The sequence below is a fragment of the Xanthomonas citri pv. mangiferaeindicae genome (genome assembly GCA_002240395.1).
GTDB classification, from domain to species: Bacteria; Pseudomonadota; Gammaproteobacteria; order Xanthomonadales; family Xanthomonadaceae; genus Luteimonas; species Luteimonas citri_A.
The window spans coordinates 3,128,246-3,144,582 of sequence record CP016836.1; the positions used below are offsets into that span (position 1 = coordinate 3,128,246).

A 16,337-nucleotide genomic window follows, 5' to 3' on the forward strand; every position below is an offset into this window, starting at 1 on the left:
AACCTTGTGGTAGGCCGCTACTTGCCCAAGCACATAAATCAGATTCCGTCGAGCCGATTCCAAATCGGCCCTAATCTGATCTGCCTCTCGCCGAGTTCGATCTAAATCGTCCCTGAGGAGATCTTTGGCGTTGGATTCACGCGCCGCACGGATGTGCCCATACGTTGTTATTGCTGCTGCGACAACGGTTCCTAATGCAATGATGACGGTAGTAACTAGAGCAATCGTTAAGCCTTCCATGGCAACTTCCTAAGTTTGTTAGAGCCCGAGCAGCATGCGATGCGGATTTTCCAGCTGGTTCTTGATGTCGACCAGGAACAGCACCGCGTCCTTGCCGTCGATGATGCGGTGGTCGTAGGAGATCGCGATGTACATCATCGGGGCGGCGACGACCTGGCCGTTCTCGACGATCGCGCGTTCCTTGATCGCGTGCATGCCCAGGATCGCCGACTGCGGCGGGTTGACGATCGGCGTGGACATCAGCGAGCCGAAGGTGCCGCCGTTGGTGATCGTGAACGTGCCGCCCTGCAGGTCGTCGAGGCCGAGCTTGCCGTCGCGCGCCTTCTTGGCGTAGTCGGCGATGCCCTGTTCGATCTCGGCAAAGCCCATGCGCTCGACATTGCGCAGCACCGGCGTGACCAGACCCTTGTCGGTCGAGACCGCGATCGAGATGTCGGCGTAGCCGTGGTAGATGATGTCGTCGCCATCGACCGAGGCGTTGATGATCGGGTAGCGCTGCAATGCATTGGCCACGGCCTTGGCGAAGAAGCTCATGAAGCCGAGCTTGATGCCGTGTTCCTTCTGGAACTGCTCGCCCAGTTCCTTGCGCAGCGCCATCACCTTGCCCAGGTTGACCTCGTTGAACGAGGTCAGCATCGCGATCGATTCCTTGGACTGCATCAGGCGCTCGGCGATGCGCTTGCGGATGCGGGTCATCGGCACGCGCTCTTCGGGGCGGGCGCCGCCCGACACGCCGGGGGTCTTGCCGGCGGCGTAGTTGAGCAGGTCCTCCTTGGTCACCGCGCCGCGACGGCCGGTGCCTTCGACCTGCGAGGGGTCGATGCCCTTGCTCTCGGCGGTGAAGCGCGCGCCCGGCGGCAGGTCGGCGGCCTTGCCGCCGGCCACCGACTGCGGCTTGGTCGAGGAGGGCGCCTTGTCGTCGGCCTGCTTGGCCTGCGACTTGGACTGCACTTCTTCGGCACCGGCGGCCGGCGCTTCCTTGTCCTGGTTGCCCGACTCGGCAGCCGGCGGTGCGGCCGCGGCGGCGCCTTCTTCGATGATCGCGATGACCTGCTGGCTGTTGACCGTCGCGCCTTCCTCGAACTTGATCTCCTTGATCACGCCATCGACCGTCGAGGGCACTTCGAGCACGACCTTGTCGGTCTCCAGGTCGACGATGTTCTCGTCGCGGCTGACCGCATCGCCGGCCTTCTTGTGCCAGGTGGCGATGGTGGCGTCGGACACGGATTCGGGCAGGACCGGGACTTTGATTTCAGTGGCCATGTGGCTTCCTGGGAAAAGCGTGGAATGTGGGAATGCGAGCGGAGATTATTCGGACAGGACCTTGCCGGCGAGGTCGTTGACCAGCGCGTCGGCGATGAGCTGCTGCTGCTCGGCGACGTGGTCGTTGAAGTGACCGACGGCCGGGGAGGGCGAGCGTGCGCGGCCGGCGTAGTGCAGCGACTGCTTGGGCCCCGAGCAGAACTCGAGATGGTGCTTGATCTGGTACCACGCGCCCTGGTTCTGCGGCTCTTCCTGGCACCAGACCACCTCGGTGGCCTTGGAAAAGCGTTCGAGCTCGGCGGTGAGCAGCTTGCGCGGGAACGGGTAGAGCTGCTCGACACGGACCAGTGCGACGTTGTCCAGCGACTGCTTGCGGGCTTCCTCGAGCAGGTCGTAATAGACCTTGCCCGAACAGACGACCACGCGCTTGACCTTGGCCGGATCGGCGTCGTGGTCCGGGATCAGGTGCTGGAACTCGCCGTTGGCGAGCTCGTCGAGGGTCGACACTGCCAGCTTGTGGCGCAGCAGCGACTTGGGCGTCATGACCACCAGCGGCTTGCGGGTGGTCATGCACAGCTGGCGGCGGATCATGTGGAACGCCTGCGCCGGCGTGGTCGGCACGCAGACCATCATGTTGTCGAGCGCGCACAGCTGCAGGAAGCGTTCCAGGCGGGCCGAGCTGTGCTCGGGGCCCTGGCCTTCGTAGCCATGCGGCAGGAACAGCGCCAGGCCGCACAGGCGCTGCCACTTGGCCTCGCCCGAGGACAGGAACTGGTCGATGACGACCTGGGCGCCGTTGGCGAAGTCGCCGAACTGGCCTTCCCAGATGCACAGCGTGCCCGGCTCGGACGAGGCGTAGCCGTACTCGAATGCCATGACTGCTTCCTCGCTGAGCAGCGAGTCGATGATCGTGGCGTCCTCGGGGTTCTTCACCAGCTGGCGCAGCGGGATGTAGTCCTCGCCGTCCTGCTGGTCGTGGAGCACCGCATGGCGGTGGAAGAACGTGCCGCGGCCACTGTCCTGGCCGACCAGCCGCAGCCGGTTGCCGGCATCGAGCAGGGTCGCGTAGGCAAGGTTCTCGGCAAAGCCCCAGTCGCCGGGGAGCTCGCCGGCGGCCATCTTGCGACGATCCTCGTAGATCTTGGCCACGCGCGGGTGCAGATGCACCGAGTCGGGCAGGGTGGTGATCGTCTTTGCCAGCGCCTTGAGCTTGTCGACCGACACCCGGGTGTCGAGCGTGTCGCTGAGCCGGCCGGCGAGATAGGGATCCCAGTCGATCGTCAACTCGTAGTCCGACGGCTTGGCGTCGGCCAGTTCCACGGTGACCTCACCGGCATCGAGCTTGTCGCGATAGCGGTCGACGATCGCCTTGGCGTCGGCCTCGGCGAGCACGCCCTCGGCGGCCAGCCGGGCGGCGTAGAGCTCACGCGGCGTCTTGTGCTTGCGGATCACCTGGTACATCAGCGGCTGGGTCGCCGCCGGCTCGTCGGCCTCGTTGTGGCCGTGGCGGCGGTAGCACACCAGGTCGATGACCACGTCCTTGCCGAAGGTCTGGCGGAAGTCGTAGGCCAGCTCGGCGCAGAACACCACGGCCTCGGGATCGTCCGCGTTCACATGCAGCACCGGGGCGCCGACCATCTTGGCGACATCGGTGCAGTACAGCGTGGAGCGCGCGTCCTGGCGGTCGCTGGTGGTGAAGCCGACCTGGTTGTTGATGACCACGTGCACCGTGCCGCCGACCGCGAAACCGCGGGCCTGCGACATCTGGAACAGTTCCATGTTCACGCCCTGGCCGGCGAACGCCGCATCGCCGTGCAGCAGCACCGGCAGCACGACCTTGCGCTCGGTGTCGCGGCGGCGGTGCTGGCGCGAACGAACGCTGCCGGCGACCACCGGGTTGACGATTTCCAGGTGCGAGGGGTTGAACGCGAGCGCCAGATGGACGGCGCCGCCGGGCGTGGCCAGATCGGCCGAGAAGCCCATGTGGTACTTCACGTCGCCGGTGTGGGCGCGATCGTCGTCGTGGTGCTCGAACTTGCCCTCGAATTCGTCGAACAGCCGGCGCGGGTTCTTGCCGAGCGTGTTGACCAGCACGTTGAGGCGGCCGCGGTGGGCCATGCCGATCACGATGTCCTTGACGCCGTCCTTGCCCGCGCGCTGTATCACGTTGTCGAGCAACGGGATCAGGGCGTCGCCACCTTCGAGCGAGAAGCGCTTCTGGCCGACGTACTTGGTGTGCAGGTAGCGTTCCAGGCCCTCGGCCGCGGTCAGCCGCTCGAGGATGCGCTTCTTCTCCTCGGGGCTGCGCGCGAACCGGCCGCCGGCGTTCTCGAGCCGGGTGTAGAGCCAGTTGCGCTGCTCGAAGTCCGGGATGTGCATGAACTCGGCGCCGATCGGACCGGCATAGGTCGCCTTGAGCAGCGCCAGCAGGTCGCGCAGCTTCATGCGCGGCTGGCCGCCCACGCCGCCGGTGCTGAACTCGTCGTCGAGATCGGCTTCGGTGAGCTGGTGGAACGGCAACCCCAGGTCCGGCGGGTTGACCGGCGGGGTCATGTCCAGCGGGTCGAGCCGGGCGCCCAGGTGGCCGCGCGAGCGGTAGGCGGTGATCAGCCGGCCGACATGGCGTTCGCGCTCGTCACCGGCGCCCGAGGCCTGCGTCTGGACCACGCCGCGCGCAGCCAGCCGGCCGGCATCGGCAACCGCCGACAGCACCGCCGAGTGCGGCACGTCGCCGGCCTCGCGGCCCTTGAACGTGTCGAACCACCGTTTCCAGTCCGTCCCGACGCTGTCGGGGTCCACGAGATACTGCTCGTACAGGTCTTCGATATAGGCGGCATTGGCGCCGAACTGCGACGACTGCGCAAACTGCTTCAGGAGACTGTCCACGTCTGGCGATTCGGACTCTTTGGGGAGGGGGGTGCGGCGTGCCGGAATGCCGGAAAAAGCCGGAATCTGGCGGCCAGGGAGGTCACGACAGTATACGCGTGTCCTCCGGTGCGATGCACCCCGCGCGGCCGCGAGCGCCGGGCGCCAACGCGCGATCGCGCCTTGCGTGGGCATCGTGCGCTGCGTACCTGCGCGGTGGGTCCGGGATCAGAGGCCGAGCGCGCGCAACTCGGTCGCCGGACGTGAACGCTCCCACACCGTCTCGAATGCTTGGACCAGTCGACGCGCGCGGCCAGGCAGCGTGGTCGCTGCTTCACCCTGGATCCGGTGCGCGAGCGGGCGGACGACGAAGCCGCCGATGTCGTTGGCGAGCACGGCGCCGGCGAAGCCGCGGTCGGCTGCCGTGTCGACCTCACGGATCGAGAATACGCTCGGCAGACGCTGCGCCAGCGCGACCAGGGGCGGTGGACCGGTCCGCAGTGCGGCCGCGTCCTGCAGCAGAATGCGTGCGACGCCGCCGCGCCCGGCGGTCGCGAACCGCTGCAGCGCGCGCAGCACCTCGGGGTGGTCATAGAGGCCGGGATCGAGATCGTGGCTGCGCAGCCACAGGCCGCGACGTGCGGACAGGATCACCGTCACGCTGGCGGCGACCGCGGTCGCCAGGTCCTCGATCGCGAAGGCGGCCTGCGCGTGCCGATGCATCTTACGATGTTCGATGCCCGCCTCGAATACCGGCGGCCCGTCGGCGACAAACCCATGACGCGCGTACAGGTCCATCGCGTGCAACTGGGCATGCAGATGGGTGCGGGTCAGCCCCTCGGCCTGCGCCATCTCCAGCAGCGTCCGCAGCAGGGCATCGCCGATGCCGCGGCCGCGTCGGTCGGCGCGCACCGCCAGCCGGCCGATCCGGCCGTCCGGGGTCAGCCGCCCGGTGCCCACCGCTGTGCCATCGGCCTCGACCGCCAGCACGTGCCGGCACTGCGCATCGAGCGCATCGCGCTCCAGCGCGGCCGGCACGCCCTGTTCCAGCACGAAGACCTGCTCGCGCAGCGCCTGCGCGGCGGCCATGTCGGCGTCGTTCGCGATCGGGAAGACCCGGAGCGACGCCGGCACGCTCACACGTCCTCTGGACGGGCCAGCGTGTAGTGGCCTTGCTCGAGCAGGGCGTAGACCGCGGCGCGTCCCGCCGGCGACAAGGCCGCGTGACCGGCGGCATCGAGGCGGGTCGCAGCGGCCAGACGCTGTGCGTCACGGACCGGCAACGCGAACTCGCTGCCCGAGACGAACAGTCGCGCACCGCGCGCGGCACGGCGCCAGGCGGCGCGCGAGAACGGATTGCGCAGCAGCACCGCCCGGCCACCGGCAAGCAGCGCGTCGACCTCGTCGGACGGCGGCGGCGCTTGCCCAGCGACCACCTGGTGGGCGTTGCGGTAGCCGGTCATGAAGCGGCCGAACCAGTCGCCCAACTGGTCGGGATCGCGCATACGGATGGCGTTAAGCGCCTCGACCACGCGGACCATCGTCCCCGCGTCGATCTCGTTGGGGTCCTTGGGTAGCGTCAGCGTCTCGTCGTGGTAGCGCACCGCGTCGTCGGCCTCGGCGGCCAGTGTGTCGATGTAGTCGCCCATCAGTTCGGCGGCCGACGGTGCTCGCATGCCCACCGACAGCGTCAGGCAGGCGTCCTCGGCCACGCCGTGATGCGGCACCATCGGCGGCAGGTAGAGCATGTCGCCGGGGCCGAGCACCCAGTCGTGGGTCGGCGTGAACTCGCGCAGCAGCTTCAATTCGACATCGTCGCGGAAGTCCTGCGACGGCAGCCCACGGCCCAGCGCGTACGAGGCGTCGATCATCCAGCGGCGATGGCCCAGGCCCTGCAGCAGGAACACGTCGTAGTGGTCGACGTGCGCGCCGACCGAGCCGCCGGTCGCGGCGAAACTGACCATGATGTCGTCGATGCGCCAGCGCGGCAGAAACGAAAAGTGCGGCAGCAGTGCGGCGACGTCGGCGTCCCACTTGTCCACGTCCTGGACCAGCAGCGTCCAGTCGCGGTCGCCCAGGTCCGGGAAGATCGCCTCGTCGAACGGGCCGGTCTCGACCTGCCAGCCATCGTTGGCGCGGTCGTGGCGGATCAGGCGCGACAGCGCCAGTTCCTCGCAGGCCAGCCCGGCCAGGTCCTCGGGCTGCAGCGGGGATTCGAATCCGGGGAAGGCGTTGCGGATCAGCAACGGGCGCTTGTGCCAGTAGTCGCGCAGGAAGCGGGCAGGGGGCATGCCGAGCGGGCCGTGGCGGCCGGCATCGATCTCGAAGGGGAGGGCTTTCATGCGCGCAAGCGTACGTGATCGGCTTGGGCCGCGCATTGCGTGCGCGCATGGACGCGGCGGGCACTTTCGGGCAGACGGCGCGTGCCGATGCTGGGCCGGCGCGGCACGCAGCGGCTACAGCACGCGGTTGTCCTGGCCGTCGTCGTGCACGTCGGGGGTGTTGCTCGGGTTGACGGTATTGCCGGCGCCCTCGAATTCGACCGAGGCGACATTGCGTGCGAGCACGGTGTTGCGGTCGCCGCCGATCTGCACGTTACCGGCCTCGGTGAGATTGAGCGTGTTATCGCTGCCGGTCACCAAGACGTCGCCGACGCGGCGATTGAGCACGGTGACATGGTCGCCCTCGACCCGGATCGAGGCCGCATGGTCGACATTGATCGCGCCCCGGGAGGCGGTCACCACGACGTCGCCGCAGGCCCCGTCGAGCACGATCTCGAAGTCGTCGCGGCTCACCTGCACGTCCTGCCCGCCGCACATGGCACCGCTGGCCGGGTCGCGCAAGGTTCCCGACGCGGCCGTCGGCGCGTCCTCGACTGTCCCCGAAGACGCCTCGTCGGCAGGGCCGCCACAGGCGACAAGCGCCGCGGCGACGATCGGGAGGACGAGGATGGCGGCCGGGCGGGGCACGGAGCGGCGCATAGGAAAGCCTGGGCAGGGGCTGGATGACCGCAGCCTGCGCTGCGGTGCGTGCAGGTGGCGTCGCGCCGTCAGGCGCGCGCCGTGCGCATGGTCAGATCGCGCGGGCGAGGTGCTCGGCCAGGCCGGTGTAGGCGCCGGGCGTCAACGCGCGCAACCGGGCCTTGTCGGCTTCGGGCAGGTCGAGGCCATCGACGAAGGCGCGCATCGACGCGGCGGTGATGCCCTGGCCGCGGGTCAGCGCTTTGAGCTGCTCGTAGGGGTTGGGCAGGCCGTGACGGCGCATGACCGTCTGCACGGCCTCGGCCAGCACTTCCCACGCCGCGTCCAGGTCCTGCGCCAGGCGCTCGGGGTTGGCGCTGAGCTTGCCCAATCCGCGCAGCAGTGCGTCAAGTGCAATCTGGGTGTGGCCGAATGCGGTGCCCAGCGCGCGCAGCACGGTCGAATCGGTGAGGTCGCGCTGCCAGCGGCTGATCGGCAGCTTCGCGGCGAAATGCTCGAACAGCGCATTGGCGATGCCGAAATTGCCCTCGGCGTTCTCGAAGTCGATCGGGTTGACCTTGTGCGGCATCGTCGAGCTGCCGATCTCACCGTCCTTGAGCGCCTGCTTGAAATAGCCCAGCGAAATGTAACCCCATACGTCGCGGCACAGGTCGATGCCGATCGTACCCATGCGGCGGCTCGCGTCGGCGATCTCGGCGATGCAGTCGTGCGGCTCGATCTGGGTGGTGTAGGGGTTGAACTCCAGACCCAAGGACTCGACGAAGCGGCGCGAGAACGCGGGCCAGTCGATGTCCGGATAGGCGGCGACGTGGGCGTTGTAGTTGCCGACCGCGCCGTTGATCTTGCCGGTCAGCGGCACGGCCGCGAGCTGCTCGCCCTGGCGCTGCAGCCGGGCGACGACGTTCGCCAGTTCCTTGCCCACGGTGGTCGGCGAGGCGGTCTGGCCGTGGGTGCGCGAGAGCAGCGGCAACGCCGCGTGCGCATGCGCCATGTCACGCAGCGTCGCGATCAGCCGGTCGAGTGTGGGCAGCAGCACGTGCTGACGTGCCTTGCTGAGCATCAGCGCGTAGGCGAGGTTGTTGATGTCCTCGCTGGTGCAGGCGAAATGCACGAACTCCAGCGCCGGCGCCAGCGCCGCATCGTCCTTGAGCCGCTCCTTGATGAAGTACTCCACCGCCTTGACGTCGTGGTTGGTGGTGCGCTCGATCTCCTTCACGCGTGCGGCATCGGCCACCGAGAAGTCCTCGGCCAGCGCGTGCAGCGTCGCGCGCGCGCCGGCGTCGAACGCCGGCAGCTCGGCGATGCCCGGCTCGTCGCCCAGCGCGATCAGCCACTCGATCTCGACCCGCACGCGCGCCCGGATCAGGCCGTACTCGGAGAAGATCGGCCGCAACGCATCGACCTTGCCGGCATAGCGGCCATCGAGCGGGGACAGGGCGAGCAGGGCGGCGTCGGCGGTGCGGGAGTCGGTCATTGGGCGGGGGCGCGGCGGGACAAGCCGTCATTTTAGCCTGCATGGCGCTCGCGTATCCTGCGCAGGACCGTCCCATCCGCCAGCGACCACGCCAGCCGGACCCTTCCCCTCCAAGGAGCCGAACGAATGAGCACGTCAGCGAACGCCCCGGCGTTCCGGATCGAACACGACAGCATGGGCGACCTGCAGGTCCCCGCCGACGCCTTGTGGGGCGCCCAGACCCAGCGCGCGGTGCAGAACTTCCCGGTCTCGGGCCGGCCGATGCCGCGCGGCTTCATCCGCGCGCTGGGCTTGATCAAAGCCGCCGCCGCCGACGTCAACACCGGCCTGGATCTGTTGCCGGGCCGGCTGGGCAAGGCGATCCGCGCCGCCGCGCTCGAGGTCGCCGACGGGGCGCACGACGCGCACTTCCCGATCGATATCTATCAGACCGGGTCGGGCACCTCGTCGAACATGAACGCCAACGAGGTCATCGCGACGCTGGCCTCGCGGGGCGGCCGCCCGGTGCACCCCAACGACCACGTCAACCTCGGCCAGAGTTCCAACGATGTCGTGCCGACCGCGATCCGCGTCTCCGCGCAGCTGGCCGTGGTCGAGGACCTGCAACCGGCGCTCAAGCACCTGCGACGCACGATCGAGCGCCGTGCCAAGTCGCTGCGGACGGTGGTCAAGACCGGGCGCACGCACCTGATGGACGCGATGCCGCTGACCTTCGGCCAGGAGTTCGGGGCCTGGGCCTCGCAGCTGGCTTCCGCACAGGCGCGGCTGGACGACACCCTCAAGCGGTTGCGCCGGCTGCCGATCGGCGGCACCGCGATCGGCACCGGCATCAATGCCCATCCGCAGTTCGGTCGCAAGGTCGCGCGCGCGCTGTCGACCCTGACCCGGACCCGGTTCGAATCGGCCGACGACAAGTTCGAGGGCATCGCCGCCCAGGACGATGCGGTGGAACTGTCGGGTCAGCTCAATGCGCTGGCCGTTGCCCTGATCAAGATCGCCAACGACCTGCGCTGGATGAATTCCGGCCCGCTCGGCGGCCTGGGCGAGATCGAGCTGCCTGCACTGCAGCCGGGCAGTTCGATCATGCCAGGAAAGGTGAACCCGGTGATTCCCGAGGCGACGGTCATGGCGGCCGCCCAGGTCATCGGCCACCACACCGCGATCACGGTCGCTGGGCAGACCGGCAACTTCCAGCTCAACGTCGCGCTGCCGCTGATCGCGGCCAACCTGCTCGAGTCCATCCAGTTGCTGGCCAACGTGTCGCGGCTGCTGGCCGACCAGGCGATCGCCGGCCTCAAGGTCCGCCGCGACAATGTCGATGCCGCGCTGGCGCGCAATCCGATCCTGGTCACCGCGCTCAATCCGATCATCGGCTACGAGAAGGCGGCGGCGATCGCCAAGCGTGCCTACAAGGAAGAACGGCCGGTGCTCGATGTGGCGTTGGAGGACAGCGGGCTGTCGGCCGCCGACCTGCGCGCCTTGCTCGATCCGGCCGCGCTGACCCGGGGCGGCATCCACGAGGGCGCGGGCGGCGGCGGGTAGTCCGGCACGGTCAGCGATCACTCGCCCGCAGGCGGCGATCACCTCCCCCGCAACGCGGGGGAGGTCGACGCGTGCAGCGCGTCGGGTGGGGGCACGGGCACGTCGTAGACGCGCCTTCCAATGGGGCGGTTCGCGCTACCTGGGGGCGTCGTCGCGCCCCAGACACGCGGTGCAGGCCGTCTCGCTGAAACGGCCCTCGCAAATGCTGCGCACCTGCTCCGGCGGCAGGCCGCCGGGCACTTCCTCGGCCAGGCCGCCGAGAAACAGCGTGCAGGTCGATGCTGACAATGCAGCGACCTCCGGCAGTTGCACCTGCACGCGGCCATCGACCGACTGGCTCAAGCGCGCGCCGTCGGCATCCGCGCGCAGGTCCAGCATCCGGCCGCCGTGCCAGATCTGTAGCGCGGCGGCGCCGTCGGGCCCCGCAACGAACAGTGCGCTCTGGCGTTGGCGGCCGTCGAGCGTCAGGCCGACATTATCGCCGTCGTCCCAGGTCACGTAGCCGCCGCGTTCCTGGCCGCTGCGGTCGTAAAGCATGACGCCGGCCGCGGCGCTACCGCGATCGACGCGCTTGCCGTCGATCAGGGCGTCGGGCAGGTCGCCGGACACGCGCACGCGCTCGACGCCCGTCGGATCGACGACGACCAGTTCGCGCAGCCGCAAGCGGTCCGGAAGCTGGGGTATCGATGGCCGCAGCCAGAGCGCGATGCAGGCGCTCGCCAGCAGCAGGCAGACGGCGCCCAACCCGAGTACGGCGAGACGATGGCGATGCTCGATCGCATCGAGGCGGTGGTGGATATCGGGATGCATGGGACGCGCCTTCCTTGGATCGGCTCGGTGACCCGAACCACAACTACTACGGGGTCGTCTCGCCGGCTGCGGCCTCCACCGCCGCGCCGTGGTGGTCTTCGACGTCCTTGCGGCAGTCGTCGATGTCGGCGGCGGTCATCGTGGCGTAGGGTTGGAACGCCGGCAGGGCGATCGCCAGCGTCTGCTGGGATTGGAGCAACGGCGGCAGCAGATCGCAGAGCTTGCGTGCCTCGGCCTCGATGCGCGCGCCTTCTGCCTCCATGCGCGCCTCGAAGGCATCGGAATTGCCCGACAGCACGCTGGTGATGGCGCCCTTGGCGGCGTCCGCACCGAGCCGCGCCCCCTGCATGCCAATCGCGATGCCGGCATCGACGATCGCCAGGATATGTGCGCGGTGTGCCAGCAGCAGTTCGCGCTGGGCCGCGTCGATGGCCACAGGCTTGCCTGCGATCAACAGGTCGCCCGCGGGGCTGATCTCGGCCCTGGGCAGGTGCGCGGTCCGCCCGTCCTTGTCGCCGACGCGGACCCCGTTGATATCGACGCCCCCGCTGCCCTTGCCGCCGATACCGATGTTGCCCTCAGCCAGTTTGGCGCGCGCTGTGTCGAGTGCGCGCCGCGTGGTGCGTGCGATGAAGCCGTTGTCGGCCGCGTCCGGCGTGGTCGCGTCGGTCGCGGTCTGATCTGTCGCGGGGGGGGCATCGTGGCCGCAGCCTGGAAGTACCGCGGTGCAGGCGAGCAGCAGTGCTACGGGCAGAGCGTGCGAGTGAAGAAAGCGGGGCATGGTCCGGCTCCTGGAATAGACGAGGGCGAAAGCGTCAGCGCGTGCGGGGGAGATCGACCGTGCCGCGCACCTCGCGCACCACGACGTCACCACTGCCCTTTGACGACACGGTCAGGTCGCCGGAGACGCGTTGCGCATCCAGGTCGCCCGAGCCGATCGAATCCACGCGCACACTGCCCGACGTATCGCGGATCTCGACGTCGCCCGAGCCGATGCTGCCGATGCGGATGTCGCCGCCGATCCGATGCAACTCGACATCCCCCGAGCCGACGCTGCCGACCTCGACGCTGTCGCGGATGCCACGCGCCACGATGTCGCCAGAGCCCACCGACAGCAGCTTCAGCTCGCCTGCGTCCTCGACGAGAACGTCGCCCGAGCCGGCCTTGACCGTCGTGCGGCCGGCGACCCGTCGCAGTTCGGCGTCGCCCGAACCGACATCCGCGCTGGCCGCCGCGACCCCGGTCACCCACGCATCGCCCGAACCGACGACCACCTGCACCAGGACGTTGGCCGGCACCTGGCCCGTGACGTCCAGATAGGCATAGCGGTTGCCGAACAAGCCGCCCGTGGAGGCGCGTCCAAGCGCCACCGTCAGCACCTCGCCGGCGCGGCTGGCATCGAGCGTCAGCGACGCCAGCGCCGACTCGCTCGAGGCACAGGCACGGCCGCGCAGGGTGGCATCAGGGCTGCTGGCGCCGTCGATGCGCAGCTTGCTGTTGCCGATCTCGAAGCGGACCACGCGGATGCCGTTGAAGTCCAGCGCCGACTCGCGCGGCTGGCTGTAGCGGCACTGCGGCGGGTCGTCGGCCTGCGCGGCCAGTGGCGCGGCGAGCATGGTCGCGAGAAAGACGAGGGCGGACGCGCGGGAACCCGAAGGCGACTTCATCATCGAACATCCTTTGGCTGGCCCGGACCGGTGAGAGGAGCGCCGCGGGCGGTTCTGATGGGCGGGGGCGTCGCAGCATGCGCCGAGGCGTCCCTCAGGGATAGGTCAGCGCGATGCGAAGCTGCGTCGCACCTCGTCGCGGCAGGTGTCGGTATCGCGGGCCTCCAGCCGTGCATAGGGACGGAACGCCGGCAGGTCGGCCGCCAGTTGCTGCTCGGCCGCGTGCAGCGCCGGCATGCGCGCGCAGATCTGTAGTGCGCCCGGTTCCACGATCTGGCGTACGTTCCGCTCGATGCGGCGCTCCAGGCTGCCGGTCATCGCGCTGACCATGAGCCCGAACACGCCCCGGTCCACGGCGTCCACGGCCGCCAGCGCCGCGACCTCGCCCATGTCGATACCGGTGCGCGCGACCTCGATGACCAGGCCGCGGTAGGCCAGCAGTTGCTGACGTTGGTGGGCGTCGATGGCCACGGGGTGGCCATCGACCAGGAAATCGCCGCGCGGCGTGATCGCGGCGCGCGGCAGCTTGGCGTCGCCGTCGCGCTTGCGGCGTCCGTCGCGACCGAACTGGAGGCTGTCGCCGACGTCGATGTTCTCGGTCTCGAGTTCGGCGCGTGCGTTGGCGAGCTCGGTGCGGATCTCCTGCCGCGCGTCGGCGAGTTCGCGGCGCACTTCGTTGCGCACCCCTTCCTGCGGTGGTGCCGACCAGGCGACCGGCGACAGGCCCAGGGCGAGCGCGGCGATGATGGAGAAGGCGGCAGACTTCATAACGGATGCTCCTTGCGGTCGTGATGGCGGGTTTCGAAGCGCGGGCTCAGCCTTCCTCGCGCCAGCGGCGCAACCGGATCGCCAGCGCGATCATCAGCACGCCGGCCACGATGCCGATCCACATCGAGGGCGTGGCGAAGTTCGTGTAGACCCCAGTCACGCTCAGCAGGTTGCTGATCTGCTCGCCGCCGTCCGCGGCTTGCTGCAGATACGACAGGTCCGCGCCCGTCAGCGGGACGGTGCCCAGCAGCAGCCGTGCGATCACGTTGCCCCACAGCCAGTGGCGGTCCAGGCCCACCACCTGCAGCAGCCCGGTCATCGACGCGGCGGCGCCGACGGCCAGCGGCAGCAGCACCGCCCACAGGAAGGGCTTGCTGCGCGCCCAGGCCGAGCACAGCAGCAGCCAGCCGATGGTCGGCAGCGCCCACGCGGCGTAGACCGGGATCGCGGCGACCAACTGCGCGGCAAGCAGGAAGGCCATGCCGTTGCCCCACAGCAGCGGCAGCGGATTGGCGCCATGCGCTGCCGCGGCCACGCTCAGCGCGGTCAGGAACAGCAGCATCACGACGATGGCGATCGCGGTCGAGATTGCCGGGATCACAAAGGCGGCGGTCACGACCTTCGACAGCACGGTCGCGGTGTCCGACACCGGCAACGACTTCCAGAACAACACGCTGCGGTCGCGACGTTCATCGTAGAGCGCGCCCAGACAATAGAAGAACGCGACGAAGATCATCACCATGTACGGCCAAGCGGCCGACATCAGCAGCGTGGCGTAGAGGCCATCGGCGAGTCCGCGCAGATCGTCGCCGTTGAGCTGGCTGACCAGTGTGCCCAGGTCCAGTCCGTTGATGGTGACGCCCTCGTATTCGATCCGCGAGCCGTTGGCGATCTGACGGCGCGCGACGAAGATCATCGTGATCAGCAGACCCACCGACAGCAGCAGCGACAGGCCGCCTGCGATCAGCGGCGCCCACAGCATGCCGCCGCGGTGCTCCCAGTATTCGCGGCGCAGCAGCAGCCGGAACCGGTGCGTGGCATGCGGCGGCGTGCGCGCAGGTGCGGGCGCGGTGACGGTTTCGACGGTGGCATTCATGCGTAGGCTCCCTTCATCGTGGCCACGAACAGATCCGCCAGACCGGGCGTGCGGGTCTCGCCATAGGCCGCCAGGGCGGCGACGGGCACGTTGTCGAACAGCATCACGGTCTTGCCGAATGGCAGGGCGCGCTCGTCGATCGGGCGATGGGCGCGGGCGGCCTCGAGCTGGTCGGCCTCGACCAGGACCTCGACGAAGCGTTCGGCGACATCGTCCATCGGCGCGTCGAGCACGATCCGGCCGTCGCGGATGAACAGCACGTCGGTGAGGATGTGTTCGATCTCCTCGACCTGGTGAGTGGTGACGACGATGGTCTTCTGTTCGTCGAAATAGTCCTCCAACAGGCGCTGGTAGAACTGCTTGCGGTAGAGGATGTCCAGGCCGAGTGTGGGCTCGTCGAGCACCAGCAGCCGGGCGTCGATCGCCATCACCAGCGCCAAGTGCAACTGCACGATCATGCCCTTGGACATTTCGCGCACGCGTTGTTTGGGGCGCAGTTTCGTGTTGGCCAGGAAGCGCTCGCAGCGCGCGCGATCAAAACGTGGGTGCACGCCCTCGACGAAGTCGATCGCATCGCGGACCCGCATCCAGCGCGGCAGCACCGCGACGTCGGCGATGAAGCACACATCGTTCATCAGGGCGTCGCGCTCGCGGCGCGGGTCGCGGCCCAGCACCGACAGGTCGCCATCACAGCGGATCAGGCCGAGGAGCGCCTTGAGCGCGGTGGTCTTGCCGGCACCGTTGGGGCCGATCAGGCCGACGATGCGGCCGGCGGGAATCTGGAAAGTGGCACCGGCCAGGGCGCGTGTGCCCTTGTAGGTCTTGTCGAGGTTGCGCGCGGAGATGACCGGGGCGTCGAGCACGGCGTTCATGCATTGGCTCCATTGCCGATGGATTGCAGCAGATCCCGGGCCGACAGCCCCAGGCGTTCGATCCGTTCCACGACCAGCGGCCATTCCTCGTGCAGGAACCGCTCGCGCTCGCTGGTGCGCAGCTTGCGGGAGGCTTCCTCGGTCACGAACATGCCCAGGCCGCGGCGCTTCTCGACCAGCGCCTCGTCGGCCAGTTCCTGATAGGCGCGCGAGACGGTGATCGGGTTGAGCTGGTATTCGGCGGCGACCTGGCGCACCGAGGGCAGCGCGTCGCCGGGCTTGAGCACGCCGTCGAGCATCATCGCGATCACCCGCTCCTTGAGTTGCCGGTAGATCGGGGCGCCGTCGCTCCATTCGATATTGGCCATGTCAGCCTCTCCCACCGGCGCCCCGGGCGAATGAGAAGTAGGGCATCGCGATCGCGCTGCGGCTACGCCGGCTGCGGCTGCGCGGCGCCGCGTCCTGCGGTTCGGCATCGCCGATGGCGACGTCGCGGGCGGCGGTCGTGGTCGCGACCTGAAGTCCGCTTGCGACGGCGGTGGCATCGCGGTCAGCCGACAGCAAGGGGGCGGTGGCCAGCAGCGCGGCGCACAGGGCCGCAGCGGAAACGCCACATGCGATGATCGGGATCTGGAGCCTGCGGGTCATGGGACCGTCCTGCTCTGGTGGGTAGGTGTTGTAGGCAACTATAACACCACGGCAGGGGGTGTCAATGCCTCGCGGCGCGGACGTCCACCCAACTGATGGCATACGAAGGCC

15 protein-coding genes are annotated in these 16,337 nt (G+C 68.9%); 1 reads left to right on the plus strand and 14 read right to left on the minus strand.

Translation table 11 applies throughout. The annotated features are described in order from the left end of the window. Positions 1 to 258: 258 nt before the first annotated feature. The 6 genes from BEN78_13560 to BEN78_13585 form a co-directional block, all read right to left on the minus strand. Complete coding sequence (locus tag BEN78_13560) at positions 259 to 1,503, minus strand: dihydrolipoamide succinyltransferase (protein ASR44237.1); 1,245 nt, start codon at positions 1,501 to 1,503, stop codon at positions 259 to 261. Positions 1,504 to 1,548: 45 nt separating this feature from the next. Then, positions 1,549 to 4,389 (minus strand): 2-oxoglutarate dehydrogenase E1 component, encoded by a 2,841-nt coding sequence (locus BEN78_13565; GenBank protein ASR44238.1) that lies wholly within the window; start codon positions 4,387 to 4,389, stop codon positions 1,549 to 1,551. A gap of 207 nt (positions 4,390 to 4,596) precedes the next feature. Next, positions 4,597 to 5,457 carry a hypothetical protein gene (locus BEN78_13570; GenBank protein ID ASR45142.1) on the minus strand — a complete coding sequence of 287 codons (861 nt, stop codon included), beginning with the start codon at positions 5,455 to 5,457 and terminating at the stop codon, positions 4,597 to 4,599. A 47-nt stretch (positions 5,458 to 5,504) separates the two neighbouring features. After that, complete coding sequence (locus tag BEN78_13575) at positions 5,505 to 6,710, minus strand: transcriptional regulator (GenBank protein ASR44239.1); 1,206 nt, start codon at positions 6,708 to 6,710, stop codon at positions 5,505 to 5,507. A 114-nt stretch (positions 6,711 to 6,824) separates the two neighbouring features. Beyond that, on the minus strand, positions 6,825 to 7,349 hold the full coding sequence (locus BEN78_13580) for a hypothetical protein (GenBank protein ASR44240.1): 525 nt from the start codon (positions 7,347 to 7,349) through the stop codon (positions 6,825 to 6,827). 91 nt (positions 7,350 to 7,440) lie between these two features. Beyond that, positions 7,441 to 8,823: an adenylosuccinate lyase gene (locus BEN78_13585; protein ASR44241.1), complete on the minus strand. Its 1,383-nt coding sequence runs from the start codon at positions 8,821 to 8,823 to the stop codon at positions 7,441 to 7,443. 126 nt (positions 8,824 to 8,949) lie between these two features. On the opposite strand from BEN78_13585, the gene aspA reads away from it, so the two are divergent. Then, on the plus strand, positions 8,950 to 10,365 hold the full coding sequence (aspA, locus tag BEN78_13590) for an aspartate ammonia-lyase (GenBank protein ID ASR44242.1): 1,416 nt from the start codon (positions 8,950 to 8,952) through the stop codon (positions 10,363 to 10,365). A gap of 135 nt (positions 10,366 to 10,500) precedes the next feature. Here aspA and BEN78_13595 read toward each other — a convergent pair whose 3' ends face one another. The 8 genes from BEN78_13595 to BEN78_13630 form a co-directional block, all read right to left on the minus strand. Further along, on the minus strand, positions 10,501 to 11,175 hold the full coding sequence (locus BEN78_13595) for a hypothetical protein (protein ID ASR44243.1): 675 nt from the start codon (positions 11,173 to 11,175) through the stop codon (positions 10,501 to 10,503). A 46-nt stretch (positions 11,176 to 11,221) separates the two neighbouring features. After that, a complete protein-coding gene (locus BEN78_13600) occupies positions 11,222 to 11,956 on the minus strand; it encodes a hypothetical protein (GenBank protein ID ASR44244.1) in 735 nt (244 codons plus the stop codon). Positions 11,957 to 11,990: 34 nt separating this feature from the next. Beyond that, on the minus strand, positions 11,991 to 12,842 hold the full coding sequence (locus tag BEN78_13605) for a hypothetical protein (GenBank protein ID ASR44245.1): 852 nt from the start codon (positions 12,840 to 12,842) through the stop codon (positions 11,991 to 11,993). A 105-nt stretch (positions 12,843 to 12,947) separates the two neighbouring features. Beyond that, a complete protein-coding gene (locus BEN78_13610) occupies positions 12,948 to 13,610 on the minus strand; it encodes a hypothetical protein (protein ID ASR44246.1) in 663 nt (220 codons plus the stop codon). 46 nt (positions 13,611 to 13,656) lie between these two features. Next, positions 13,657 to 14,631 carry a hypothetical protein gene (locus BEN78_13615; protein ASR45143.1) on the minus strand — a complete coding sequence of 325 codons (975 nt, stop codon included), beginning with the start codon at positions 14,629 to 14,631 and terminating at the stop codon, positions 13,657 to 13,659. Positions 14,632 to 14,702: 71 nt separating this feature from the next. Further along, a complete protein-coding gene (locus BEN78_13620; protein ID ASR44247.1) occupies positions 14,703 to 15,578 on the minus strand; it encodes a multidrug ABC transporter ATP-binding protein in 876 nt (291 codons plus the stop codon). Further along, the gene (locus BEN78_13625; protein ID ASR44248.1) at positions 15,575 to 15,946 is read right to left on the minus strand and encodes a GntR family transcriptional regulator; all 372 of its coding nucleotides are present in this window, start codon (positions 15,944 to 15,946) and stop codon (positions 15,575 to 15,577) included. The genes BEN78_13620 and BEN78_13625 overlap by 4 nt, the downstream gene beginning before the upstream one ends. Before the next feature lies 1 nt (position 15,947). Beyond that, positions 15,948 to 16,226: a hypothetical protein gene (locus tag BEN78_13630; protein ID ASR44249.1), complete on the minus strand. Its 279-nt coding sequence runs from the start codon at positions 16,224 to 16,226 to the stop codon at positions 15,948 to 15,950. Positions 16,227 to 16,337 lie beyond the last annotated feature (111 nt).